The sequence below is a fragment of the Mycobacterium yunnanensis genome, from assembly GCF_025823185.1.
Lineage (GTDB): Bacteria > Actinomycetota > Actinomycetes > Mycobacteriales > Mycobacteriaceae > Mycobacterium > Mycobacterium yunnanensis.
Genome location: NZ_JACKVK010000009.1, coordinates 322,584 through 347,471, shown reverse-complemented (window position 1 = coordinate 347,471; position 24,888 = coordinate 322,584). Strand labels below are relative to the sequence as shown.

At 68.3% G+C, this 24,888-nt stretch carries 23 protein-coding genes and 3 tRNA genes; 7 read left to right on the top strand and 19 right to left on the bottom strand.

The window, feature by feature from the left end:
• Positions 1-4 precede the first annotated feature (4 nt).
• From H7K45_RS18675 to H7K45_RS18645, 7 genes are read right to left on the bottom strand one after another with little or no spacing between them, the layout of a single operon-like run.
• Positions 5-3,268: an arabinosyltransferase domain-containing protein gene (locus H7K45_RS18675; RefSeq protein WP_263997379.1), complete on the bottom strand. Its 3,264-nt coding sequence runs from the start codon at positions 3,266-3,268 to the stop codon at positions 5-7.
• Between the two features lie 5 nt (positions 3,269-3,273).
• Positions 3,274-5,091, bottom strand: a complete 1,818-nt coding sequence (locus H7K45_RS18670; protein ID WP_263997559.1) for a galactan 5-O-arabinofuranosyltransferase — start codon at positions 5,089-5,091, stop codon at positions 3,274-3,276.
• Between the two features lie 35 nt (positions 5,092-5,126).
• Complete coding sequence (dprE2, locus tag H7K45_RS18665; protein WP_263997378.1) at positions 5,127-5,909, bottom strand: decaprenylphospho-beta-D-erythro-pentofuranosid-2-ulose 2-reductase; 783 nt, start codon at positions 5,907-5,909, stop codon at positions 5,127-5,129.
• A complete protein-coding gene (gene dprE1 / locus H7K45_RS18660; RefSeq protein ID WP_263997377.1) occupies positions 5,910-7,271 on the bottom strand; it encodes a decaprenylphosphoryl-beta-D-ribose oxidase in 1,362 nt (453 codons plus the stop codon).
• Between the two features lie 22 nt (positions 7,272-7,293).
• Positions 7,294-7,686: a GtrA family protein gene (locus H7K45_RS18655; protein ID WP_263997558.1), complete on the bottom strand. Its 393-nt coding sequence runs from the start codon at positions 7,684-7,686 to the stop codon at positions 7,294-7,296.
• Between the two features lie 24 nt (positions 7,687-7,710).
• A complete protein-coding gene (locus H7K45_RS18650) occupies positions 7,711-8,946 on the bottom strand; it encodes a hypothetical protein (protein WP_263997376.1) in 1,236 nt (411 codons plus the stop codon).
• Between the two features lie 58 nt (positions 8,947-9,004).
• The gene (locus H7K45_RS18645) at positions 9,005-10,033 is read right to left on the bottom strand and encodes a PE-PPE domain-containing protein (RefSeq protein ID WP_263997375.1); all 1,029 of its coding nucleotides are present in this window, start codon (positions 10,031-10,033) and stop codon (positions 9,005-9,007) included.
• A 229-nt stretch (positions 10,034-10,262) separates the two neighbouring features.
• On the opposite strand from H7K45_RS18645, the gene H7K45_RS31555 reads away from it, so the two are divergent.
• Positions 10,263-11,261 carry an AraC family transcriptional regulator gene (locus H7K45_RS31555; RefSeq protein ID WP_263997374.1) on the top strand — a complete coding sequence of 333 codons (999 nt, stop codon included), beginning with the start codon at positions 10,263-10,265 and terminating at the stop codon, positions 11,259-11,261.
• Here H7K45_RS31555 and pdxR read toward each other — a convergent pair.
• Positions 11,252-12,664 carry a MocR-like pyridoxine biosynthesis transcription factor PdxR gene (gene pdxR / locus H7K45_RS18635; protein WP_372512588.1) on the bottom strand — a complete coding sequence of 471 codons (1,413 nt, stop codon included), beginning with the start codon at positions 12,662-12,664 and terminating at the stop codon, positions 11,252-11,254. The two genes, H7K45_RS31555 and pdxR, sit on opposite strands and share 10 nt — an antisense overlap.
• Positions 12,665-12,713: 49 nt before the next feature.
• Here pdxR and H7K45_RS18630 point away from each other — a divergent pair, with 49 nt between their 5' ends.
• Positions 12,714-13,184: a carboxymuconolactone decarboxylase family protein gene (locus tag H7K45_RS18630; protein WP_263997373.1), complete on the top strand. Its 471-nt coding sequence runs from the start codon at positions 12,714-12,716 to the stop codon at positions 13,182-13,184.
• A gap of 4 nt (positions 13,185-13,188) precedes the next feature.
• Here the strand turns inward: H7K45_RS18630 and wzm are convergent, their stop codons facing one another.
• From wzm to H7K45_RS18605, 5 genes are read right to left on the bottom strand one after another with little or no spacing between them, the layout of a single operon-like run.
• Positions 13,189-14,019, bottom strand: coding sequence for a galactan export ABC transporter permease subunit Wzm/RfbD (wzm, locus tag H7K45_RS18625; protein WP_263997372.1), 831 nt, complete (start codon positions 14,017-14,019; stop codon positions 13,189-13,191).
• Positions 14,016-14,999, bottom strand: coding sequence for a galactofuranosyltransferase GlfT1 (glfT1, locus tag H7K45_RS18620; protein WP_263997556.1), 984 nt, complete (start codon positions 14,997-14,999; stop codon positions 14,016-14,018). Before glfT1 ends, wzm begins: the two co-directional genes overlap by 4 nt.
• A 7-nt stretch (positions 15,000-15,006) precedes the next feature.
• Complete coding sequence (gene wzt / locus H7K45_RS18615; RefSeq protein WP_263997371.1) at positions 15,007-15,816, bottom strand: galactan export ABC transporter ATP-binding subunit Wzt/RfbE; 810 nt, start codon at positions 15,814-15,816, stop codon at positions 15,007-15,009.
• Between the two features lie 2 nt (positions 15,817-15,818).
• Positions 15,819-16,322 carry a bacterial proteasome activator family protein gene (locus tag H7K45_RS18610; protein WP_263997370.1) on the bottom strand — a complete coding sequence of 168 codons (504 nt, stop codon included), beginning with the start codon at positions 16,320-16,322 and terminating at the stop codon, positions 15,819-15,821.
• Between the two features lie 7 nt (positions 16,323-16,329).
• Entirely contained in the window at positions 16,330-18,276 is a 1,947-nt protein-coding gene (locus H7K45_RS18605) for a DUF6541 family protein (RefSeq protein WP_263997369.1), read from the bottom strand.
• Positions 18,277-18,386: 110 nt separating this feature from the next.
• On the opposite strand from H7K45_RS18605, the gene H7K45_RS18600 reads away from it, so the two are divergent.
• Entirely contained in the window at positions 18,387-19,583 is a 1,197-nt protein-coding gene (locus tag H7K45_RS18600; protein WP_263997368.1) for a cysteine desulfurase-like protein, read from the top strand.
• 1 nt (position 19,584) lies between these two features.
• Here the strand turns inward: H7K45_RS18600 and H7K45_RS18595 are convergent, their stop codons facing one another.
• Positions 19,585-20,568: an NAD(P)H-quinone oxidoreductase gene (locus tag H7K45_RS18595; protein ID WP_263997366.1), complete on the bottom strand. Its 984-nt coding sequence runs from the start codon at positions 20,566-20,568 to the stop codon at positions 19,585-19,587.
• 43 nt (positions 20,569-20,611) lie between these two features.
• Here H7K45_RS18595 and H7K45_RS18590 point away from each other — a divergent pair.
• Positions 20,612-20,698 (top strand) — tRNA-Ser (locus tag H7K45_RS18590).
• Positions 20,699-20,910: 212 nt separating this feature from the next.
• Here H7K45_RS18590 and H7K45_RS18585 read toward each other — a convergent pair.
• The 4 genes from H7K45_RS18585 to H7K45_RS18570 are packed head-to-tail and all read right to left on the bottom strand — an operon-like array spanning position 20,911 to position 23,722.
• Entirely contained in the window at positions 20,911-21,735 is an 825-nt protein-coding gene (locus H7K45_RS18585; protein ID WP_263997365.1) for a crotonase/enoyl-CoA hydratase family protein, read from the bottom strand.
• Positions 21,736-21,754: 19 nt separating this feature from the next.
• A complete protein-coding gene (locus H7K45_RS18580; protein WP_263997364.1) occupies positions 21,755-22,171 on the bottom strand; it encodes a hypothetical protein in 417 nt (138 codons plus the stop codon).
• Positions 22,172-22,187: 16 nt separating this feature from the next.
• The gene (locus tag H7K45_RS18575; protein ID WP_263997363.1) at positions 22,188-22,661 is read right to left on the bottom strand and encodes a DUF4334 domain-containing protein; all 474 of its coding nucleotides are present in this window, start codon (positions 22,659-22,661) and stop codon (positions 22,188-22,190) included.
• On the bottom strand, positions 22,658-23,722 hold the full coding sequence (locus H7K45_RS18570) for a pyridoxal phosphate-dependent aminotransferase (protein ID WP_263997362.1): 1,065 nt from the start codon (positions 23,720-23,722) through the stop codon (positions 22,658-22,660). Before H7K45_RS18570 ends, H7K45_RS18575 begins: the two co-directional genes overlap by 4 nt.
• Positions 23,723-23,841: 119 nt before the next feature.
• Here H7K45_RS18570 and H7K45_RS18565 point away from each other — a divergent pair.
• Positions 23,842-23,930, top strand: a tRNA-Ser gene (locus H7K45_RS18565).
• Between the two features lie 39 nt (positions 23,931-23,969).
• A tRNA-Arg gene (locus H7K45_RS18560) sits at positions 23,970-24,042 on the top strand.
• Here H7K45_RS18560 and H7K45_RS18555 read toward each other — a convergent pair.
• Positions 24,016-24,255 carry a hypothetical protein gene (locus H7K45_RS18555; protein WP_263997361.1) on the bottom strand — a complete coding sequence of 80 codons (240 nt, stop codon included), beginning with the start codon at positions 24,253-24,255 and terminating at the stop codon, positions 24,016-24,018. The genes H7K45_RS18560 and H7K45_RS18555 overlap by 27 nt on opposite strands.
• 149 nt (positions 24,256-24,404) lie before the next feature.
• Here H7K45_RS18555 and H7K45_RS18550 point away from each other — a divergent pair, with 149 nt between their 5' ends.
• On the top strand, positions 24,405-24,884 hold the full coding sequence (locus H7K45_RS18550) for a M15 family metallopeptidase (RefSeq protein ID WP_263997360.1): 480 nt from the start codon (positions 24,405-24,407) through the stop codon (positions 24,882-24,884).
• The last annotated feature ends 4 nt before the right edge of the window (positions 24,885-24,888 follow it).

Here is a 24,888-nt window from a genome sequence, read left to right as displayed (position 1 = left end):
GGCCTCAGCTCAAACGAAGAGGTCCAGGACTCCACAATCCGCTGCGTGTGGCGGTGCCGAGGTCCAGCCGCGCGGGCTGGGCGTTGGGGTACCACGGGGTCAACTTCTGCAGGGCGCCCCAGTCGCGGAACCAGTCGTCCTTCAGATAGGTGGGTACCGGCACGGCACGCACCAGGAGTTCGGTGATGCCCAGCGGTCCGCCGCCGAGGTAGTCCATCACGGGCGAGTTCGCCTCGGCGCCGAACCGGTCGGGCAGGATGCGCCACTTGGGCACCTCGGTGACGCCGTTCTGATGACCGAACGGGCGCTGGCAGGGGAACGCCAGCCCGACGAGCCAGTCCAGCAGCACGGGGTCGGTGGATCCGACGACGTCCTGCAGCGTCTTCAGCAGCGGGATGCGGGGCGGGGTCACCGCGATCCAGTGCTGAGGTGCGAGGTCCTGGTCGGAGGCGACGAGGCGTACCTGGGTGGCCTCGGTGGGGATCGCGCTGAGCGGCACGCGGAGGTTGCGCCACGCCGGGACGGCGCCGACGTCACCGAATCCGACGCTGCCGCCGGGCTGTCCACTCGCGGCCTGGGCGTCGGTCGCCCACTGGACCGTCACCTCGCCCGAGTCGAAGCGACCCGCGGCGGCGACCACCAGCAGGGGGCCGGCCTGGTCACGCGGTGGCAGGCGGTACCACGCCGAGCGCAGCAGGGCGGGTTGCTGGGTGCCCGCCCGCCAGCTGCCCATCACGGGGGTGGTGGCGGGGTTGAGGTTGTAGGGCAGCCGGGCTCGCGAGCCGTTGACGCCCGCAGCGGCCGTGGTGCCGCCCTCGGTGCCGGGCTCGCTGCCGCTCACGACGGACCCGTCGGTGTCGGCGAAGTTGTTGCTGCCCTGCGGTTCGGCGACGGGGTCGGCCGACAGGTCGGCCGGAATCCCGTTGGGGCCGAAGCCTTGTGACGACGACCCGAGCGAGGCGTTCAGTGGCGCGCTGACCGGTGCCAGCATGCCGGCGTTGGGATCCTCCTCGACGAGGACGTCGGTGGCCAGGCCGCACGTCTTGCCGGTCAGCGACTCGAGGTTGGAGCGGCCGACCGACCAGGCGGGGTACTGCTCGACCATCGCGACGGTCAGTGACATCACCTCGAAGACCACCAGGGCCCACACGACGATCGTCAGCGGTGCCCTGCCGATCCACGACCAGCGCCGCGGCTTGCTCGGTGGTGATCCGTCCCGCCCGGTGAAGTGCAGCCAGGCGGCCAGCAACAGCGCGGCCACCGACAGGCCCAGCAGAAACGTGGTGAAGCCGAACTTGTACTGCGGGAACTGGTTCGACCACGGCACACCGAAGTTCGACACGTACCACCAGCCGTTGACGCTGGCGAACGAGAACGCCGTCATGAACAGCACGATGGCCGCGAAGATGGTCCGGTTGCGCCGCGACGTCATCGCGGCCGAGGCGACGGCGACGGCGGCCAGCGCCCCGAGTGACCCGGCCAGCCCGGCGAACACGCCGAAGTGGTGGGTCCACTTGGTCGGGGTGAACATCATCATGAGGAACGAGATGATCGTGATGCCGATGATTCGCCGGGCCGGTCCGGCGGCGGTCCCGGGAATTCGCCCCTTGCGCAACGACATTGCGACCGACACGGCGAGGGCGAGCAGCAGCGCGAGCACGGCGAAGCGGCGCGCCACCGACCCGTCGGGGCTGGCCATGAACAGGCGCTCGTAGCGGATGTGTTCGTCGAACCACGCCAGGCTGGGCCCGACGGCGGACTTGAAGGCGCTGGCCTGAAGCTCGCTGGTGAGCGTCTGGTCGCGGAAGATCAGGAAGATCGTGACGGTGCCTGCGGCCAGGATCGGGGCCAGCAGCGCCAGGTAGCCGAAGCGCGACGTGTGCGCGGCGACGATCGTCTTGAGCGGGCCGATGGCGACCAACAGGGCGCCGACGGCGGCGATCCCGGTGGGTCCGGAGAACAACGTGAGCGCACCGATGATGATGGCGATGGCGACGGGCAGCAGCCGGCTGGTCGCGACGCCGCGCTCCACCGAACACCAGGTGAGCAGGATGCCGAGCGCGATGATCGGCTCGGGCCGAAGGCCGTTGTTCAGCGGCAACCAGAAGGCCAGGAACATGCCTGCCGCGGTCCAGGCCGCGGCGCGGCTGGTCTTGACGGCACGGCCGAGACGGGGGATGACCTCGCGGCTGATCACCCACCAGCACGCCAGTGCCATCAGCAGCGTCGGCAGCCGCACCCAGATGCTCGCGGTGCTGACGTGCGCCCACAGTGCGAGCAAGTCGTAGTACCACCCGAACGGCGCCTCCGGCGTGCCGAACCAGCGGTAGTAGTTGGCCATGTAGCCGGCGTGTTCGGAGACCCGCGCCATCGTGAGGATGTAGCCGTCGTCCGAGGTGTTGGCTCCGACGAAGTGCCACCACACCAGGACCGCGGCCACGATCCCGTCGAGCGGTTTCAACGACCACCAGCGGGGTGGCAGGAACCGGCGATGCTTCATGCCGTCGGCGGTGTCCAGGACGTGCAGCGCGCCGAGGGAGACGACGGTCATCGCGATGCCGACGACCATGGCGAGCAGCTTGAGCAGCGTGGGGGACGTGCTGTACCGAGAGTCGACGGTCGCCGAGAACTGCAGCCCGGGTGGCGCGGGTCCGGACAGGTCGGTGAAGACGCCGACGATCTGCGGACGGAAGTCGTACCCACTGCGTTCGCCCCGCAGCGGGTCGCCGGGGGTGGCCTGGCCGTCGGCGTCGGGCCCCTCGACGAGGCCGACGAACTCGGCGGTGACCTTGTCGGCGTGTGCGGTGAAGGTCAGCCGTTGGCACGCGGGGCTGAGCACCTGGCTCAGGGGGGCGCTGACGACCGGGGTGTTGCGGACGATGACGAGCAGGTCGCCGCCGACGCGTTCGACGAGCAATCCGCGGTCGACGGCCTTGGGAGCTTGCTTGGGAACGGTGGACAGCAGAACCGTGCGGCTGGCGTTCTCGGCGCCGACGAGGCCGGCGGCGGCGCGACAGGGGATGGTCACGGTCAGGTCGGTGGGGACGTAGCCGATCAGCGGTGCGTCGACGCTCTGCAGGACGCCGTTCTGCGGCCAGTTGAGGGCCGCGGTGGTCTGCGTGACCGGCAGGAACGGCGTGGCAATGGCCAGGATCGAACCCAGCAGACCGGCGACGATGGCGACCAGTCGCGCGGTGGCGTGGTTGGCCCCGGCTCCTGTCACGGGGCTAGATGATAGTTCCCCGCCCCGCGGGGCTTCACCGATCATGATCATTACCGCCGGATTGCCAGGACGAACGGTCCGTGGTCGGACACCGCCCACCGCGGATCGTCGAACAGGGCGGCGTCCAGGGCCACCTGGTACCGGCGGACGTTGGGCTGATTGGGGTAGACGTCGCTGGCCAGGCGCAGTGTGTAGGTGTCGTTGGCGCCGTGGCGCATGAGGAACACCGTTGGCGGCTGCCAGGGCAACCCGTCCAGGGCGGCGACGAACTGGTCGGGTGAGGTGATCGTGGCCCAGCCCTCGATGGCCGCGGACCGCTCCTTGAACTGAGCGAGCGGATTGGCGTAGTGCGACGTCAGACCCTGGAAGCCGTAGTAGGGGTAATAGGCCAGGAAGCTGTAGTCGGCGGTCATCACCACGGTCTGGTCGCGGGGGCGCCCGGTCACCTGAGCGATCGTGGCGTCGACCTCGCGGTAGTACTGCTCGGCGCCAGGTGGCCGCCGGTCGGCGCGCTGGCCACTGCCGTCGGTGTCGGTGTAGGCGACGACGATGTCGGGCCGCAGCACGTCGGGGATGTCCTGGGTGAACGTAATCGCTCCGATCGCGCCGACGACCGCCCCGGCGGCGACGACCCGCTGCCGGGTCTGGACGGTGTATCTGGACCCGATCGCGAGCGTGGTCTCGACGAAGCCGAACGCGCCGGCGGCCGTCAACAGCACCGTGAGGGTGGGCTGCAGCCGGAACGACAGCAGGGTGGTGCCGAGCAGGGTGGTCACCATCGACAACAGCGACCAGGCGTAGACGGCAAGGACGCCGAGGGCCAGTGCGCCTCCGCGGACGGAGCTCCGCGCCCGCACCACCAGCCACAGCGTGCCGATCATGCACAGCGCGCCGAGCAGGGTGAAGTCGAGCATGGGGAACGTCAGCTGGGCGCCGTCGGAGGGCAGGTAGTGCTGGGCGGTTCCCTTGTCGGCGGGCGCGCCCCTCGACGCGGCCAGCACGTAGGGACCCCAGTGGATCAGCGCGAGGAGGCCGGCCACGACGGCGATGACGGCAAGTCTCGACAGGGGCCACCAGCTGCGTCGGGTGGCGGCGGCGAGCAGGGCCATGATCGTGACGGTGAAGGCGGCGTACCCGAGGAGGAGTGTGTAGAACAGCGCCGCGAGTCCGAGGAAGAGCCCGACGCCGACGACGGCCGCCCAGCCCCGTCCGCGGTCGGCCCGCAGGCCCGCCCACGCCAGGACGAAGATTGGCGGCAAGAGGACCGTGATGACCGCGGCGTACGGCTCCGCGGGCGCGTACGCCAGGGTGGCCGCGGTGGTCGCGGTGGCCACGATTAGGGCGAGTTCGAACCGGATGAGCAGCGTCCAGAGTGTCAGCGCGACGGCGACGGCCGCCGTGATCGAGATGATCGACCACGGCTTGAACATCTCCCAGGCCGGTGTGCCGGTGAGGTGCGCGAGCCGGCCACCCAACCAGAACCAGCCGCTCGGGTAGTAGGGCGGAAGGCCGATGTAGGTCATGTCGTGCGGCACCGGGGAATCGGCAAACCGCGTCAGGTATTCGGTGCGGAACTGCTGGTCGACCGAGACGCCGAACAGGTAGAGCTTGGTGGCGCCCAACGGCATCGCCAGGGTGACGGCAGACAGAGCCGACAGGAAGACGACCGCGACGAGCCTGGCGATCAGCCTGAGATGGGCTCGCCAGAGCCAGCCCGCTGCGAAGAGACCTGTCAGACAGGCGAATTGGCCGACCGTGGTCAGCGCGTGTAGCTGATTCGAGGAGTTGAACGCGGGCCATTCGACCCGCGCGATCGCCTCCAGCGAGACGCCCGCGACGACGGTGGCGATCACCGCCGCGGCGAGCATGGCCGCCGCCGACCGGCCCGCTGTGGCAAGCACTTCTAGATCGGCAGCTTGCGGAAGATCGGCCGCGGCACGTGGCGCAGCACCATCATCACGTACCGGAAGGCGCCGGGCGCCCACACCAGGTCCTTGCCCTTGGCCGACGCGGTGACCGCGAGTTCGGCGACGTACTCCTTGTCGACCGTCATCGGGGCTTCCTTCGCCCCGGTGGCCGACAGGTAGTCGATCGTGGTCTTGGTGCGGACTTGACCGGGGCGGATGACGAGGACGCGAACGCCGAACTCGCGCAACGCTTCACCCAGACCGAGATAGAAGCCGTCGAGACCGGCCTTGGTGGAGCCGTAGACGAAGTTGGAGCGTCGCACTCGCTCACCGGCGGCGCTGCTCATCGCGATGATGCGTCCCGAACCCTGCGCCCGCATCTTCTCGCCGAGCAGCACGCCGACGGACACGGCCGCGGTGTAGTTGATTCCGGCAATCTGAACGGCCTTGCGCTGGTTCTGCCACAGTTCCTCGGCGTCACCGAGCAAACCGAAGGCCACGACGGCGACGTCGACGTCGCCGTTGGCCCAGGCCGCCTCGATCACGGCCGGATGCGTGTCGGTCTTCACGCCGTCGAAGTCGACCCATTCCACGGACTTGGCGCCCGCCGACGTCATCGCGGCGATCGCGTCGGCCTTGCGGGGGTGGTCGGGGAGATCGGCAAGGATCACCCGCGCCGGAGCGTCACGCAGATAGCGTTCGGCGATGGCGAGCCCGATTTCGGAGGTGCCTCCGAGGACCAGGATGGCCTGGGGGTTGCCGACGGCATCGAAAACCATTTACAGAAGCTCCAAACGTCGGGCCATGTCGGAGGCGAACACTCCGGCGGGGTCGACCCTGCGGCGGATCTCGATCCACTCGTCGATCCGCGGGTACATGGCGTGGAAGGTCTCCGCGGTGGTCCGCGAGTCCTTGGCGGTGTAGAGCCGGCCACCGAATTCGAGCACCCGACGGTCGAGCTCGGTGACGAATTCGTGCAGGCCGGCCTTGATGGGGAAGTCGACGCAGATGTTCCAGCCCGGGATCGGGAAGCTCAGCGGCGCTTGGTTTCCCGGCCCGAACAGTTTGAAGACGTTGAGGAAGGAGTAGTGCCCGGAGCGCTGGATGTCGACGATGATGCGCTTGAACTCTTCGACGGCCTCGGTCGGCACGACGAATTGGTACTGCAGGAAACCCGCCGACCCGTAGCCGCGGTTCCACTCTCCGAACATGTCGAGCGGGTGGTAGAACTGCGTCAGGTTCTGCACCTTGCCGCGGTAGGTACCGGACTTGCGGTACCAGAGTTCGCCGATCGGACCGAACGTGTACTTGTTCGCCAGGCCGTTCGGGAATACGTCGGGAAACGTAAGCAGTTGCGGCGCATCGAATTTGAGCGGGTTCTTCTGCAGCTTCTCGGGCAGCTGGTCCAACCGGGCCAGTGAGCCACGCGAGATGGCCGCACGCCCCAGCTTCGGCGGTGCGCTGATCGCGTCGAACCACGCGCTGGAATAGGTGTAGTCGTTCTCGCTGCCGTCGCTGTGGAAGGCGATGGTGTCGTCGAGGGTGGGCGTGACGTCGCCGTCGGCGATGAAGTACGCGGTCTCGGTGGGTGTCATCGCGATGGTGGCCCGCAGGATGATGCCGGTGAGGCCGTTGCCGCCGACCGTCGCCCAGAACAGTGCGGCGTCGTCGCCGTCGGGGGTGAGGTGGCGCACCGCGCCGTCGGCGGTCAGCAGCTCCATCGAGCGGACGTGGTTGCCGAAGCTGCCCGCGCTGTGATGGTTCTTGCCGTGGATGTCGCAGGCGATGGCTCCGCCGACGGTCACCTGGCGGGTACCGGGCAACACGGGCACCCACAGGCCGAGGGGGAGCGCAGCGCGCATCAGCTGGTCGAGGTTCACCCCACCGTCCACGTCGACGAGGTGGCTGTCGCGGTCGATCGAGTGGATCTGGTGCAGCGCCGTCATGTCGACGACGAGGCCGCCGCCGTTTTGGGCGTTGTCGCCGTAGGAGCGCCCCAGCCCGCGCGCGACGATGCCGCGGCCGTCGGCACTGGTGACGGCTTCGACGATGGTCCCGGCGTCTGGCGTCGACAGCACCCGGGCGACGGTCGGCGCAGTGCGCCCCCAGCCCATCAGCTGTTTGGTGGTCGTTTCGAACATCGTGACGAGGGTACCGCCCCGGCTAGAGCTTGAAGATGACCGCGCGCTGCACGACGAAGTTGATCACCGTCGCGGTGCCCTGGGCGATGACGAACGCGACCGGCACGCGCCACGGCTTGTCGTCCCACGACGTGTAGAAGGCGTAGTTGATACCCACCTGCACCAGGTAGGTCACGGCATACAGCACGACCACCGCGACGAACCGGGCCCGGCTGGGGGGCGCCTGGAACGTCCACCGCCGGTTGATCAGGTACGCCGTGGTGGTGCCTGCGATGAAGCTCAGCGTCTTGGCCACGTTCACGTTCAGGCCCAGGTGCAGGAACAGGACGTAGAGGCCGAAGTCGACGATCGCGGACAGGCCGCCGGTGACGACGAAGCGCCAGGCCTGCGTCAGCAGGCTCAGATTCGGCGACATGGGGGGCTCGGCCACGGGGGCAGCCTAGCCAGCGCGGCTGCGGGTGCCCGCAACGGCGGCACCCGCGGCGGCGGCGATCACCGCGGCCGCGACGGCGACCGGCTTCACCGCGCTGGTGTCGAACTCCGCCCACGCCAGTGGCACCAGCACCACCGCCGCGAACACGATTGGCATGATGAGCCGCAGCCACCACGACACCACGCCGTCGGCCGCGATCCGGGAGTTCGCGATCAACACCAAGCCGTAGAGCGCGAACAAGACCAATCCACCTACGTAGCCCAGGGTCCAGCGAGCATGGATCACGACGATGGCCAGCACGACCATGGCCACCACGGCCCCGCCGAAGACGGCGTCCGACGGGACCCTGGTGCCCAGTCTTTCGGTCGCCTTGGCGATTCCCCAGAGCAAGGCCACCAGGGCAGCGGCGATGAACATCGCGGTGCCGACGTCGACGATCTGCATGCCCGTGTCGCCGTAGAAGTCCATGACGGCCAACCCGAAGGACGAGCCGTCCAGCGAGCCCGCGCCGAATCCGCTGTGCTGGCAGGCCCACCAGCCGATGACGGCGACGAGGGTGACCGCGCCGACGCCCAGGCCCATCGGCCAGCCGTTCGTGCTCTCGCGCCGCGTGCGGGCGGTGACGACCTCGAAGCCGGCCAGGGAAACGGCCGCTAGGGCGAGGGTGCCGGCGGCTACCAGGCCAGTCGGTGCGGCGGCGGCATCGACGGGCTGACCGGAGGTCGAGCCCGACAGTCCCCGGGCGATGACCGCTAGACCGTAATAGAACTGAATCAACAATCCGCACGCGGCAAGGACGGCGGCAAGGGTGGCTACCATGCGGTCGGAGAGGGCGAACACCGCCGTTGCGGCGGCGGCGATCGCCGCGACCGCCCAGAGCGACCAGAGCCAGGCGTTGAATTGCGGAGGGCCAAACGGATCCTCCGACGGCTCCGGCGGCACCAAGAACAATGCGATCGTCTGCGCCGCGGTCACCGCGATGAGTGCATAGCCGGATACCTGAAGGATGAGCGCAAACGCGGCGCCCCGCGGTCCCACCGCAGAGCCGACCAACTCGGCGGTCGAGGCCGCGTTCGGCGCGTGCCGTCGCAGGCGGACAAGGGCGTAGACGACGGGCAGCAGGATGATCGCTCCGATCAGGCTGCCGAGTCCGGTGCGGGCGGCCATGGCGGCTGCTGCCACCGCCAGGCCCGTCGCTTGCCAGCCGGCGAGCCCGGCGTACGTCGTTTGCTCGTCGTGCACGGGGCTCGATCTTGCCAGGCTCCCGCAGGGTGTCCGCGCACCAAAAGCGCGGCGGGAGTCAGTCGTCGGCGTCGTTGGTGTCGGGTGCGTCATCGGCGTCACCGGCTTCCGGACCGTCGCTCGGCGCGTTCAGGTCGGGCGCCGTCGTCAACGGGTCGGGTGTGGCGCTTCCCGGCCGTTCGTCGTCGTCGCGGTCGTCGGCGGTCTTCGTCGACGTCGGTGTCCGGTGTGCGACCTCGTGAGCGGCGTCGGATGCCTGCACGTTGCGGTGCTTCTTCACGGCCGCTGCGGCCGGGGGTTCGGATCCGACGTCGTTGCGGGAGTAGCCGGCGTCGACCATCGGTTTCAGCGTCGCCTCCAGACCGTCGACGTTGATTCCGAGGTTTCGCAGCGGCTGCAACATGGGCAGGTGTTGGGTCGGGATCAAGACGTCGGTGATCGTGGCGCCTGCACCGTTGACCGTCGTGCTCGTATTCTTCACGGGTAGATCAGCGGGCAGGTCCCCGTAATAGGGGTGTAGGTAGACGATTCCCGCGGCGGCGTTGACGAGGGCGAGGACGTTGAACCGGTCGGGAAGATCGGCCAGGCCGTCGTATTCGCGGGTGAAGTACACCGTGTCGTAAGGGGTTTCGGCAGTCTGGTACCCCAGCTGCGCCAGCGCGCCGTGGCCGGGACGAGTCGGGTCCGCGATGGCGACGAAGGTCACCGTCTCGGCGGCCGGCCGCTGGTCCTCCGGCAGCTCCATCAGCCGTCGCTTGGCCTCCGCGATGGCGATGGCGCCCTGGCTGAGACCCAGGACGCGTTTCTCGCCCGACGTCGACTGGAGCTGTGCGACAACGTTCTTCGCGCCTTCGGCGACCGACTGGTCCATTCCGATGACGCTGGCGGGGAAGGGCACCGAGACGGCCGGACCGTCGTCGAACCGGCCGCCGAGGACGCCGGAGAGGTCGAGCGGTGGGACGGGCTGGCCGCCGTCGACGAGCTGATATGTGCCCCCGAGGGTGAACGTGATCGGCGCCGCGGCGGCGAATCCGGGAACGACGGCGATCAACGCCACGGCAACGACACTGGCGATTCGACGCAGCACGAGATACCCCCTTGGTTGTCACGAGATGGGGGATCTGAGATGAGTGTGGAAGTCGTTCGGCTAGACCGGGACCAGAGCTGGCCCGCGCAGGTCCCCCTCCTGCTGCGGTCTAGCCGAACGACTCGTCTGACACCGCTCAAACGTAGGATTGATCGACACGTGTGAAAATGACCGCAACTTTCCAGGTCAGTGACCGAATCGCGCACGCGCGCGGTGGTAATTTCTCATCGTGGCGACCCGCACAGTCGCGATCCAGCTCATCCGCGCGGCGATCGCCCCGGCGACGGACCGGGGTCTCGACGTCGACGCCGTGCTGCGCGCTGCGGGCATCCCCCCGGGCTTGGTCGCCGAGGATGCCGCGCGAGTGACCGAGGAGCAGGCTGCCCGTCTCATTCAGGTGCTGTGGGTGGTGACCGGTGACGAGATGGTCGGGCTGGGTCCGATGGTCATTCCCCGCGGCACGTTCCGGATGGTCACGCTGGGCCTGATCCACACTCCCGACCTACGTACCGCGCTGCAGCGTTTGATCGAATTCGTGGGCATCGGAATCGGTTTCGACGTCACCGAGATGGCCGGTGACGCCTCGACCACGAAGATGATCGTCGCGCCGGGCGGGCGCACCCGTGCCGACCAGGTCGTCGGCGCCGTCGGCATCGTGGTGGGTCACCGGTTCGCGAACTGGTTGATCGGCCGACAGATCCCGTTGACGGCGGTCGAACTGCCGGAACCCGCACCCGCGCACGCGGATTACCCGTCGATCTTCGGTGTGACACCGATATTCGACGCGCCGGCCGCGTCAATCGCCTTCGACAGCGGCCACCTGGACGCACCCGTGGTACGCAACGAGGACGAACTGATCGCGTTCCTGCGAAATCTGCCCACCGCGTTGTTGTTTCGTCAGGACTACCATCCTGCGACGTCCAGTCGCGTTCGGCGCATGCTCGAGCGCCGACCTGTCCCCGAACTGGTCGGCGTCGAGGACGTCGCCCGACCGCTGAACGTCAGCGGCCAGCACCTGCGTCGTCTGCTGCGCGAGGAGGGCACGACGTTTCGTGAGATCAAGGACGTCGTGTTGCGCGACGCGGCAATCGACGCGCTGGTGACCGGTCGCGAGACCACCGAGGAATTGTCGGACCGGCTGGGCTTCTCCGAACCCAGTGCGTTCCGGCGTGCGTTCCGCCGGTGGACCGGCAGTCCGCCGGGGGCCTATCGGCTTGCTCAGGGGTGATGCTGGAGGCCGGCGAGCACACCGCACAGCGCGTCGACCGCGGCGGTGAAGGCACTGTCCGACGGCGTGCCGAAGCTGATGACGATGCCGTCGGGAGCGGGTACGTCGGGGCCGGCATCGGGGTGGCGCAGCAGGCCCAATCCAGACAGGGCGATGCCGGCCTCACCAGCCCGCCGGATGGCCTCGGGCTCGGCTCCGGTGGGCAGCGTCAGCAGAAGGTGTAGGCCCGCGGACAGTCCCCTGACGCCCACGTCGAACGGCTGCAGGGCCTCGAGCAGACGGTCGCGGCGCCGGCGGTAGACCAACCGCATGCGTCGAATGTGCCTGTCGTAGCTGCCATTCGAGATGAAATCCGCCATCGTCAGCTGGGCCAGCGCGTCGACGTAGAACTGCTGCCCACCCGCAGCGGACACCACGCGGTCGACGAGGGCGTCGGGCAGGGCCATCCACCCCAGCCGCAACGCCGGTGACAGGCTCTTGCTCGCCGACCCCAGATAGACGACGCGGTCCGGGTCGAGTCCTTGCACGGCGCCGACGGGTTGGCGGTCGTAGCGGAACTCGCCGTCGTAGTCGTCCTCCAACAGATAGCCCCCGGTCCGCTTGGCCCAGTCCACGACCGCCTTGCGTCGCGCCGGATGCAGGTGGCCGCCGTGCGGAAAGTGGTGGGCGGGTGTCAGCAGCGCAGCCGTTGCGGTGGTGCGGTCCAGATCGCCGACCATCGCCCCGTCCTCGTCGACGCCGATCGGGGTCGACCCGACGCCGACGCCCGCGATCGCGTCGCGGAACAGGAATAGTCCGTAGGCCTCGACGGCGATCGGACCGCCCAGTGCCTTGGCCAGAATTTCCACGGCGTTCCGGGTGCCGGCGCAGACGACGATCGTCTCGGGCGAGGTGCGCACGCCACGGACACGGCCGAGGTATTCGGCGATGGCTTCTCGCAGTTCGACCCGACCGCGGGGGTCGCCCATCCGGAGCGCCTCGTCGGGCGCGACGGACAGCGCGCGGCGGGCGGACGCCAGCCAGGCCGCCCTGGGGAAGACGCTGACGTCAGGCGATCCGGGCATCAGGTTGTGGGGGGCCACCACGGGAGTGCCGCGCGAGCGGTTCGGCAGCGGGCGCGCCGCTGCGTCGACCACCCAAGTGCCTGCACCCTGCCGCGACCCCAGCCAGCCCTCGGCGACCAACTCGGCGTACGCCTCGGCGACGGTGTTGCGAGCCACGCCGAGATCGACGGCGAGGGTGCGTGACGGCGGCAGCGTGGTTCCCGACGCCAGCCGCCCGGACCGCACGGCGTCCCGAAGCGCGGTCACGAGCACCTCGCGGGCACCGCGGGCGCCGGGGGTGATGGCGGCTCGCAGGTCGAGATGAAGATCGCGCTGACCCATATTGGCCCACGAATTCACCAACGAATTGAACCATGCAGGCGGTTCTTTGACCCCTAGCGTGGTTCCCATGACCCACACACTGGAACATCCAACCGCCGTCGACCGCATCGCCATCTACAAGGTCTCACCCGAGCTGTACGACGCGATGATGCGGCTGAGCACCGCCTCGGCGAAGGACGTCGACCCCACCCTCGGCGAGCTGATCAAGATTCGCGCCAGCCAGATCAACCACTGCGCCTTCTGCCTCGACATGCACGTCGCCGACGCCCGCGAGCAGGGCGAGACCGAACAGCGGCTGGCCCTGATTGCCGCGTGGGACGAAGCTGGCACGTTGTTCACCGAACGCGAGCGGGCGGCGCTGGAACTGACCGAGGCCATCACCGAACTGCACCACGGGCACGTCTCCGACGAGGTCTACGCCAAGGCCGCAGAGGTCTTCACCGAGAAGGAGCTTGCACAGGTGATCGCCCTGGCCGTCACCATCAACGCGTGGAACCGGTTCAACGTGGCGACGCGGATGAAGGCCCCGCGCCGCTGAGGCCTTAAACCCAGTAGGGCACCCGGGCGCGGTACTGCCGCATGGCGAACGCCGTGACGGTCCAGCCGACGACGGTCAGCACGATCACCACCGCCCAGTGCCGCCACTCCTGGTCGGCGCCGAGCAGCGGTGCCCGCACGATGTCGACGTAGTGCAGCAGGGGGTTGAACTCGATGACCTTTGCCCAGGTGCCAGCCCCCTGCTGCCGCAGCGTCGCGTCGTTCCAGATGATCGGCGTGACGTAGAACAGCAGCTGGACCAGGCTGAACAACAGTGGGCTGATGTCGCGGTAGCGGGTCGCCAGGATGCCGAAGCACAGGGCCACCCATACGCAGTTCAGCGCGATCAGCATCAGGGCGGGGATGAACGCCAGATCCGTCCACTTCCACGGCTGGGGGAAGATGATCGCGATGATTACGAAGATGACGATGTTGTGGGCGAACAGGATGATCTGGCGCCACACCAGCCGGTAGACGTGCACCGACAGCGGTGTCGGAAGCTGTTTGATGAGGCCCTCGTTCGCCACGAACACGTCGGCGCCCTCGAGGATGGAGGCGTTGATCAGATTCCAGATGATCAACCCGAGCGTGACGTAGGGCAGGTGCTCGGCCAGGGGCAGGTGGAACAGCGTGGAGTACAGCGCGCCGAGTGCGACGGCCATGGTGCCGGTGGCGATGGTGATCCAGATGGGCCCCAGCACCGAACGGCGGTAGCGCTGCTTGATGTCCTGCCAGCCCAGGTGCAACCAGAGCTCGCGCTTGCCGAACCCGGAGCTCAGATCGAGCCACGCGCGCGTGAAGGTCTTCGACTGCGCAGCAGCGTCGGTGAACGTCATGACTTGCTCTTTCTCCCGTCGCTACGCTCGACCTGTGATGTTCTCCCGTCGCTTCGCTCGCCCTGACGCGAGAACCTCTCTCGTCTACCCAAGCGGCGCAGGCCAATCCACTCGGCGAACCCGGCCGGGTCGCGGCGGGTCACCAGGAAGAACCAGCCGAAGCGCAGCCACTCCTGGGCCACCAGCTTGCGCAGACCGCGCTGCGACTGCAGGTATCCACGGTTGCGGTAGGTGAAGTACCGCTTGGTGTCGTCGGACGGATACTGGGTGTGCATCCGGCCGCCGAGAATCGGCTTGAATTCGTCGGAGCCCTGCGGGTGCAGGTAGGTCGCCTCCAGGCACGTGCCGAACGGCAGTCCGGACAGCACCAGGCGACGGTGCACGTCGACCTCGTCTCCTCGGATGAACAGTCGAATGTCCGGTACGCCAACGGCTTCCACCGTCGAGGCGCGAAACAGTGCGCCGTTGAACAGCGACGCGATGCCCGGCAGCAGATCCTGCGAGCCGTCCACCCGCAGTTCGTGGACCCAGCGGCGCCACACCAGCCCACGGCGCAGCGGGAACGCCAGCCGGCTGGGGTCGTCGAGGTCGCAGACCATCGGGGACACCTCGGCCAGCGAGTGGGTCGTCGCGCACGCGAGCAGTCTGCCGAGCACCTCGGCGTCGGCCGGTCTGCCGTCGTCGTCGGCCAGCCACACCCAGTCGGCCCCGAGTGACAGCGCGTGCAGCATGCCAAGGGCGAACCCCCCGGCTCCGCCGAGGTTGCGCCGAGACCCCAGGTAGGTGGTCGGAACCCGTTGTGCGGCAACGAGTTCACGCACGGCGTCGTCGGCATCGTTGTCGACGACGATCAGGTGATCGGGTGCGCGGGTCTGGCCGGTGACGGCCTGAAGCGACAGGGCCAACTCGGCGACGCGCCGATGGGTGACGACGACGGCGACGACGGTCTCTTGCTCTTCGCGCGAGCGCTCATCGACGATCTCTCGCTCAGCCACCCGAGCGGTCCCAGCGCGTGTTCTCCGCAATGACCTCGCGGACGTGCCGGGCGGCGTCCTCGCCCTCGTAGGCGCGCACGGTCTCCTCGATGCCGCCCGACATCCGGATGGTGCCGTGGTCGACCCACATCGCGGTGTCGCACAGCTGGGCGAGGAACTCGTTGGAGTGGCTGGCGAACACCAGGATTCCCGATCGGGCCACCAAGTCCTGCAACCGCACCCGGGCCTTCTTCATGAACTCGGCGTCGACGGCGCCGATGCCCTCGTCGAGCAGCAGGATCTCCGGGTCGATGCTCGTCACGACGCCCATCGCCAGGCGCACGCGCATGCCCGTGGAGTAGGTGCGCAGCGGCATCGACAGGTAGTCGCCGAGTTCGGTGAACTCGGCGATCTCGTCGACCTTCGCGGCCATTTGTTTGCGCGTCTGACCCAGGAACATCCCGCGGATGACGATGTTCTCGAAACCCGAGATCTCCGGATCCATCCCGACGCCCAGGTCGAACACCGGAGCCACCCGACCCCGGACTGTCGCGGAACCCCGGGTCGGCTCGTAGATGCCCGACAACAACCGCAGCAGGGTCGACTTGCCTGCGCCGTTGTGCCCGACGAGGCCGACGCGGTCGCCCATCTTCAGTGACAGGGTGATGTCCCGCAGGGCCTCGATGACCACGACGTTGGAGTCGTTGCGCCCGATGGTGCCGCCGGCCTTGCCGAGGAACGCCTTCTTCAGCGATCGCGACTTGGCGTCGAATATCGGAAATTCGACCCACGCGTTCTGGGTCTCGATATGGGGTTCGCCCACCGCTAGAGGTACTGCCCGGTCCCGGAGCTGGCCGGGCCGCGCGGTCCCGGTGCGCCTGCCGCGCCCGGCGGCAGCTGACGCATCTGCTCGAGCTGCGCACGTGCGGCCATCTGCTGGGCGAACAGCGCGGTCTGGATGCCGTGGAACAAGCCTTCGAGCCAACCGACGAGCTGAGCCTGGGCGATCCGTAGCTCGGCGTCCGACGGCAGCGAGTCCTCGCCGAAGGGCAGGGCGAGCCGCTCGAGTTCTTCGCGCAGTTCGGGGGCGAGCCCCTCTTCGAGCTCGCGGACGCTGCGGGCGTGGATCTCGCGAAGCCGGCCCCGGCTGGCGTCGTCGAGCGGGGCGGCGCGGACCTCTTCCAGCAGCTGCTTGATCATGGTGCCGATCCGCATGACCTTGGCCGGTTGTTCGACCAGTTCGCTCAGGGACTTGCCGTCGGCGTCGTCGCCGATCGTGGAGGCGTCCCCGATGATCTCGATGTCGTTTTCGTCGGCGTTACTGCTCATCGTCCTACTACTTTCCCTGCCACTCGTAGATCTGGGCACGACCGTTGTCGTAGATCTGCTTCCAGGACTTCGACTTGTCTAGCGACCTTAGTCCGTCGGGCATGACGAACCCACGCACCACCGTCCGGCTGGTGATGACGTAGCGGATGTCCAGTGCGTGCACGGCCTTGGCCACGCGGGGATCGGTGTCGGCGTCGTCGGCGTAGGCCCAGAAGATGAAGCGGTTGTAGCCGGGGCCCTGCTGCTGGGGGTAGTCGTAGTGCGTCCACAGGGGGTGCAGGCCGGTCACGGCGTACAACCAGGCGGTGCCATCGGTGTTGGCGTTGCCGATCAGGGTGTCGTGGGCCCCGGGCAGCGTCGCCAGATGGGCGAAGGCCTGCAGGTCTCCGTCGTCGATCATCACCTGGTCGTACTTGTCCCCGAGCAGGTGCCGGTGCCGGGGGAAGTAGTGCCAGGCCATGCCGACGGAGACGGCCACCAGCACGATCGCGGTCGCGGCGGCCCACACGCGCGGGCTGACCCGCGGCGCGAAGCGTCGCAGCGCGCCGACTGCCGCGGAGGTGAGGCCGAACAGTGCGATGCCCGCCATGGGCGCGAGAAGCATGGTCACCACCGCCGAGAGACGGCGCGGATCGCTGTAGAACAGGTCGGTGAACAGGGCCGTGACCTTGCCGACCACGCCGCCGAACGGTGCCGACGAGTGGATGATCGCGTAGACCAGCACTAGCCAGAGCGCGGCCGGCCACCAAATCCGGCGAACCAGCAGAATGACGAAACCGATTGCCGCCAGTGCGATGAGGGCGTTCTGAATCGGAAAGTCGTTGAGATGCCTGGTGTGCTGGACGACGGCGTCGAAGAGCGCCTTCTTCTTGCCTTCGTGGGTGTCGAATTCGTGCCCGGCGATGATCTCGGCCTGCTGCAGCACGCCGACGAATTGCGGCAGCAGGAGCACCACGGCCGGCGCGGCGATCGCGACGAGGATGCCGAAGTCGGCGAGCCGGCCGCGCACGGGCCGCCAGAGCCCCTTGGCGAGCCACCATCCGCTGACGAAGAGCACCGTGACCACACCGCCGGTGATGTGCACCGAGAACACCCCGAGCAGGGCGAGCACGGCGATCGGGATCCGGGCGCGATGCCGCAGCGCCGAGATGACCAGCAGTGCGGTCGGCACGGCCAAGCCGTAGGCGGCCAGGTTGGGCATCGAGGCGGTGTCGAATTCGACGTAGGGCACCGCGGTGAACGACGCGGACAGCGCCGCCGCGGCTGCGGCCGACCCCGCCGACTGCCACTGGCCCACGGCGCGGGCGCGCAGGAGGTGCCAGGCGAGCGCCGCCGCACTGGCCGGGAACAGCCAGACCGCGACGGCCAGAGAGTTCAGGGTGTAGGCGGTCGTGGCGGCCGCACCGGTGAGCTGACATTGGATCGCGGCGAGGGCGTGAAACGCCGACGGGTAGTAGAGCGCGTCGTGGGTCTCCACGTTGCGCAGCTCGCCCATGTGGGTGGGCGACGCTTGCCCGGTGTCGAGGATGAACCGGATCTCGTTGGCGTGCCAGACCGAGTCCCAGGTACTCGGAATGGATTGCCAGTGCGGCATGCCGCGGATTGCTGCGAGTGTGATCAAGATCGCACCGAATGCGACGCCGACGGCGACGACGAGCGCCGGCCCCCGCGTCATCGGTTCCGCGGCCGGGGCGCTGTCACGCCACCGTGTCCACATCGCCTGCAAACCTGCGACGACGGCGAGGACGACCAGAAGTGCGATCAGGCCGGTGGTGAGATTCCAGGGCACGCCCACCGCGCCAAAAGGCAGAATCGCCAGCGCTACGGTGCCGTAGGTGAGTGCCGGGGCGACGGCGACAGCGGTCGGCCACGTTAGCTGCGCGGCCCGCGCAATGGTTGCTCCCGGGATGATGAGCAACGCCCATGCGACTAGCACTCCGGACGCCAAGCTCACTGCACTAGTATGACCACGCAGAGGAATTGGTCCGTCACGGCGTGTCCACGGCGGGCCCCGTCGGCACTCGGTTCGGTCACGACATTCATCAGGGCGCGAAGGTGGCAGGCATGGCATATGACGTCGCCCGGGTGCGTGGTTTGCACCCGTCTCTGGGCGACGGCTGGGTGCACTTCGACGCCCAGAACGGCATGCTGCTGCCCGACTCGGTGGCGACCACCGTGTCGACCGCCTTCCGCGGCTCGATGACCACCGGCCAGGGACCGCACCCTGCTGCCACCCGAAGCCACGCGGTGTTGCACGCCGCCCGTCAGGCGGTGGCCGACCTCGTGGGAGCCGACCCTCGCGGTGTCGTGTTGGGGGCCGACCGGGCCATCCTGATGACCTCCCTGGCCGATGCCTCCGCATCCCGCGTCGGGCTGGGGCACGAATTGGTGGTCACGCGTTTGGATGACGAAGCCAACATCGCGCCCTGGCTACGGGCCGCCAATCGCTATGGCGCCAAGGTCAAGTGGGCCGAGGTCGACATCGAGACCGGTGAGTTACCCGGCTATCAGTGGGAGTCGTTGATCGACAAGCCGACCAAGCTGGTCGCCATCACCTCGGCGTCCTCGGCCATCGGCGCCGTCACCGATCTTCGTCCGGTCACCAAGCTGCTGCACGAGAACGGCGGCACGGTGGTGGTCGACCATTCGGCCGCCGCGCCGTACCGACTCGTGGACGTCGACGAGATCGAGGCCGACATCCTCGCGGTCAACACCGTCGCGTGGGGCGGTCCGCCCATCGGTGCGCTGGTGTTCCGCGATCCGTCGACCATCGAGTCCTTCGGGTCGGTGTCCCTGGACCCGTTGGCGACCGGCGTCGAGCGCCTGGAGATGGGAACCCATCAGTTCGGCATGCTCGCCGGTGTCGTGGCCAGCGTGGAGTACCTCGCGAACCTCGACGAGTCGGCCACGGGGACCCGTCGCGAAAGACTGCTGGTGTCAATGCAATCGGCGGCTGCCTACATGGACCGCCTGTTCGACTACCTGCTGACGTCGTTGCGCTCGCTGCCGCTGGTGATGGTGATCGGTCAGCCCGAGGAGCGCATCCCGGTGCTGAGCTTCGTGCTCGACGGCGTGCCCGCCGCGCGGGTCGTGCAGCGGCTCGCGGACAACGGGGTGCTGGCGTCGCTGAACACCACCTCCAGGGTGCTCGACCTGATCGGCGTCAACGACATCGGCGGCGCCGTCACCGTCGGACTGGCGCACTACACCACGATGGCCGAGGTCGACCAGCTGGTGCGGGCGATCGCCTCGCTCGGTTAGCTCAATCCCGAACGCGCAGAAGCACTTTTCCGTGCGCGTCGCCGGACTCCAGTAGCCGGTGCGCGTCGGCCGCCTCCGCGATGGGAAGCTCCGCGCCGATGATGGGATGCACCCGTCCGTCGGCCACCATCGGCCACACGTTCTCCACCACCGACGCGACGATGGCGGCCTTGCCAGACGGACCGTCCACCGGTCGCGACCGCAGCGCGGTGGAGATGACGCCGGCCCGCTTGGCCATCAGCTTGCCGAAGTTCAACTCCGCCTTGAGCCCACCCTGGAAGCCGATGACGATGATGCGGCCGTCCGGTGCCACCGCGTCGATGTTGCGGTCCAGGTAAGACGCCCCGAGGAGATCGAGGATGACGTCGGCGCCCACGCCGTCGGTCTCGGCCTTGATTCGCTCGACGAAGTCCTCGTCGCGGTAATTGATCGTGATGTCGGCTCCCAGGGCGCGGCACACCTCCAACTTCTTGGCCGAGCCGGCGGTGACGGCGACGCGGCATCCGAGCGCATGCGCCACCTGGATGCCGTGGGTGCCGATACCGCTTGCGCCGCCGTGGAACAGCACCGTCTGTCCGCCGGCGAGGTGGGCCGTCATGCCGAGGTTGGACCACACCGTGCACGCGACCTCGGGCAGTGCTGCGGCCTCGTGCAGGCCCAGTCCGTCGGGCACGGGCATCACCTGGCCGGCGGGCACCGCGACGCGCTCGGCGTACCCGCCACCGGCCAGCAGAGCGCAGACGGGCTGCCCCACCGACCACGAGGTGACTCCGGCACCGAGTTCCGAGACGTACCCGGACACTTCGAGGCCCATGATCTCGCTGGCTCCAGGAGGCGGGGAGTAGTGACCGGCAGCCTGAAGCAGGTCGGCCCGGTTCACCCCCGCGGTGACGACGTCGACGACGACCTCGCCGTCGGCGGCGGTGACGTCGGGGACGTCTCGCCAGATGAGGTCATTGGCCGATTCGGCGACGATCGCACGCATGGTGGCAACGCTACTACCGAGCGCGTCGCCTACAGTTGTCGACGGTGGCGTGGCAGAGCGGCCTAATGCACTCGCCTTGAAAGCGAGAGACGGCTAACACCGTCCGGGGGTTCAAATCCCTCCGCCACCGCTCTACTCGCCGGTGAGTTCGTACACCCGAGTGGGGTGAGGACCCCGATCGCGCCCGCGCCGCGGTGAGTCCTCCGGCTCCGGCCCGGCTCGAACGGGCCGCCACCCTCACCGATCGCGGGTAGGCCGCGCCCTTACCGGGTAGGCGCGACTTGGGCGGAGTCGGACCTGGACGCTACCGATGCGCCTCGGAGAGGGCAACGGAATTGCAGGCTATTCGCCGGTGAACTCCGGCGGCCGCTTCTCGAACATGGCGGTGATGCCCTCGGTCAGGTCCTTCGACGCCAAGAAGGCCGAATTCCAGGCCGCCACGTAGCGCAGGCTGGCCGACACCTGCGCCGTGCGCTGCTCGTCGAGCACGTCCTTGATGCCGCGCACCACCAGCGGTGGGTTGGCGGCGATCTCGCTGGCGGTTGCATGCGCGGCGGCCAGGGAGGCCTCGGCGTCGGGGAAGACGTCGTTGACCAAGCCGATCTTCTCGGCGCGCGCCGCGTCGACGTCCTTGCCGGTCAGCGCCAATTCGCGAAGATGGCCGTCGTTGAGGATCATCGGCAGCCGGGCCAGGCTGCCGACGTCGGCGACCATCGCGACTTTGACCTCACGGACCGAGAACTTCGCGTCGGCGCTGGCGTAGCGGATGTCGACCGCCGAGATCAGGTCGACGCCGCCGCCGATGCACCACCCGTGAATCGAGGCGATCACCGGCGTGCGGCAGTCTGCCACCGCGGTGATCGAGCCCTGCATGGCCTTCAGCTCGGTGTGAAAGTCCGTGCGCGGCTTGGCCATTGCGCCGTCGGCGAGCACCGGTGCCAAGGTGCCGCCCATGCTCACCAGGTCCAGTCCGTAGCTGAAGTTCCTGCCCGACCCGGTCAGGACGATGGCCCGTACGTCGGGATCGGCGTCGAGGGTGGCGAACGCCACGGGGAGTTCGGCCCAGAACGCAGGCCCCATCGCGTTGCCCTTGCCGGGACCGGTCAGCGTGACCCTGGCAACGTGGTCGCCGACGTCGACGGTGAGGGATTCGTATGCATCGCCCATGGCCCGAAAGGTTACGGGGTCACGGCGGGGTCTCCCCCAGCAGGATCTCCGAGACCGTGCTGTCGGGCAGGAACGTGCACACGGCGTCGGCGAGCGTCTTGGCGATGTCGGCCTCGCTCGGGCTGAGCCCCGTGGTCTGGTCCTTGAGGATCTCTCGGATCACCGACGTGCGGCTGGCCTCGTCGAGGCCGATGTACTGCTTGCAGGTGATGGCCAGCGCGTCACCCGGCGGCGGGGCGGGCGCCTCGGTCGGCGAGGTCGTGGGCGAGTCCGTGGTGTCCGGCGCCGACGGAATGGGCCGAATGGTCGTGGAGGTGCGCAGTGGCGGGCCGGCTTCAGTGGTCATCGCCACCGTGCCCTCGGTGGTGCGATCGCAGCCCGCGGCCGCGGTGGCGACCACGACGAGCGCTGCGGCGACCAGAACGCGCGTCCTCATGGACTGACGATAGGGGTTAGACGCGTTCCAGGTAGAAGTACAGGTGACGCGGTGAGCCACTGCTGTCGTCCAGCGCACCCTTGCCGTTCATAATGCCCATGACGGCGTTGTCGTCGACCTTCTTGAAGTGGTCGTGCACGGGCGCGCCGTCGTAGACCATGGAGGCCGTCACCTCGCCGCGGAACTCCTCGAGCCACAGGCTCGCCTCGCCCTTCATGGCCTCGGTGTTGGAGAACTTGTTGCCGTCGTCGTCCAGGCAGACCAGCGGCTTGGCGTCGGAGGCGGAGACGAACGTCTTGCCGAACCAGTTGAGCCGCGTCATGAACCCGTTGGCGCGGTGGCCGGTGTCGAACTCGCCGCCCTTCCACTCGCCGATCATGAAGTCGATGGAGGCGGGCTGCAGGGTGTCCCAGAACTCGTCGAGTTCGGCATCGGAGATCTCGTCGGTACGTTCGATCAACGCGGCGAACGTCTTTCGCGCAGCACTCATCGGTGTCCCATCCACGTGGTGGCGAACTTTAGGAAGGCGTCGTTCTCGTGCGGTGCGGCGACGGTGACCCGCACCCCGTCTAGACCATAGGGCCGCACCAGAATCCGGTCGTCGGCGGCTCCGTTGACGAAGGCGGTGGTCTCCTCGCCCAGCGGCAGCCAGACGAAGTTCGCCTGCGACGGCGGCACGGTGTAACCGACCTCGCGCAGCGCCCCGGTGACGCGGGCCCGCTCCTCGACCACGGCGTCGGTGCGTGCCAGCAGCTCGTCGGCGGCGTCGATCGACGCGATGGCCGCGGCCTGCGAGACGCTGGTGGCGGTGAAGGGCACGTAGACCTTGCTCAGCGCGGAGATCACGTCCGGATCGCCGACGGCGTATCCGATGCGCAGACCGGCCAGCCCGTAGGCCTTAGAGAACGTCCGCAGCACGACGACGTTGCGGTGGTTGCGGACCAAGCCGAAACTGTCGGGCAGCATGCCGTCGCGGATGTATTCGACGTAGGCCTCGTCCAACACGATGAGGATGTCGTCGGGCACTGCGGCGACGAACCGGGCGAGGGCGTCGGGGTCGACGACGGTCGACGTCGGGTTGTTCGGGTTGCAGATGAAGATGAGCCGGGTGCGGTCGGTGATGGCGGCCAGCATCGCGTCGAGGTCGAAGGTGTGCTCGCTCAACGGCACCTGCACGGGAGTGGCGCCGGCCGTCCGGACCTGCAGCGGGTAGATCTCGAAGCTGCGCCAGCCGTAGAGCACCTCGTCGCCGACCGTGGCGGTGATCTGGATGAGTTGCTGGCAGAGGCTCACCGAGCCGCAGCCCACCGAGATGTGTTCGGGAGCGAAGGCGCCGCCGTCGAGATGCTTGGCGAGGCGCTCCTTCAGTTCGACGTAGCCGTTGTCTGGGTAGCGGTTGATGCCGTCGGAGGCGGCCAGGATCGCGGCGCGCACGCTGGGCAGGGGGCCGTCGATGGTCTCGTTGCTGGCGATCTTGATCGCGCCGGGCACCGTCTTGCCGGGGGTGTAGGCGGGCAGGTCGGCCAATTCGGGTCGAAGACGGGCGGTCACCCGAGACAGTCTAGGGGTGTCCAGGATGCTGCTTTGCCTTCGGCGGTTCCCCCTGTGTACGCTTCCTCCTCGGCGGTTCTGGGGATTGCTTTTAGGTCCGGTACCCTCGGGATCGGTCAGGAGGCGTGCCAGAGCGGCCGAATGGGACTCACTGCTAATGAGTTGTCCGGCTTAAACCGGACCGGAGGTTCAAATCCTCTCGCCTCCGCCGCGGCTGACTCGCGTCAGCCGTACAACTGAATAGCACGCGCCCGTAGCTCAACGGATAGAGCATCTGACTACGGATCAGAAGGTTAGGGGTTCGAATCCCTTCGGGCGCACTCAGATTCATCAGTTCTCAGCCGGGGTAGCACCTTTACCCACAGCAGCCAGCACACCGCCAAGATCACCGGGTTGGCCAACCAAAAGACGAACAAAGCCCAGGCGTTCCCCATGGCGATCGCCACGATCAACGCCACGATCCAGTACATGGCCGTGAACGGCAGCCAGTGAAATTGGCGTTCTGTACGCGATTTGTCGTCGCTCATCAGCATCCGTAATGCTCCACGTCATTGCCACGGGCTCTTCTTGCTGGCAAATCCCCCGAGACGTGACGTTACGGCAAACATCGAGCCGGGCCCAGCGCGGGCCGCGAACGCCCCGGTTGTAGGCCGGTAACCGGTCGGTCCGTAGGGTCGGGTCGATGCGCGCGGTGATCGTCGCGATGGCCGTCGCCATCGTCCTCGGGGCGAGCCCCGCGACGGCCGCCGCCGATCCCGGCGCGTCACCGTTGGACCTCGCCGACCCGTCGGTCGGCGGGCTCGACCCCGCACTGCGCACCGCCGTCCAGAACGCGGCCACGGCCGCCGCGTCCGAAGGGGTGACCATGACGATCACCTCGGGCTGGCGCTCACCTCAGTTCCAGCAGCAGCTGCTCGACGACGCCGTCGTGACCTACGGCAGCCTGGCCGCCGCGCGCAGGTACGTGCAGACCCCGGAGATGTCCAAACACGTCATCGGCCAGGCCGTCGACGTTGGGGGTACTGGCGCCGACCAGTGGCTCGACGCCAACGGGTCACGTTTTGGCCTGTGCCGGATCTACGCCAACGAGATCTGGCACTTCGAACTCGCCACCGACGCGACCGGGGTCTGCCCACCCCTACTGCCCGACGCCGCCAGTTGACGCA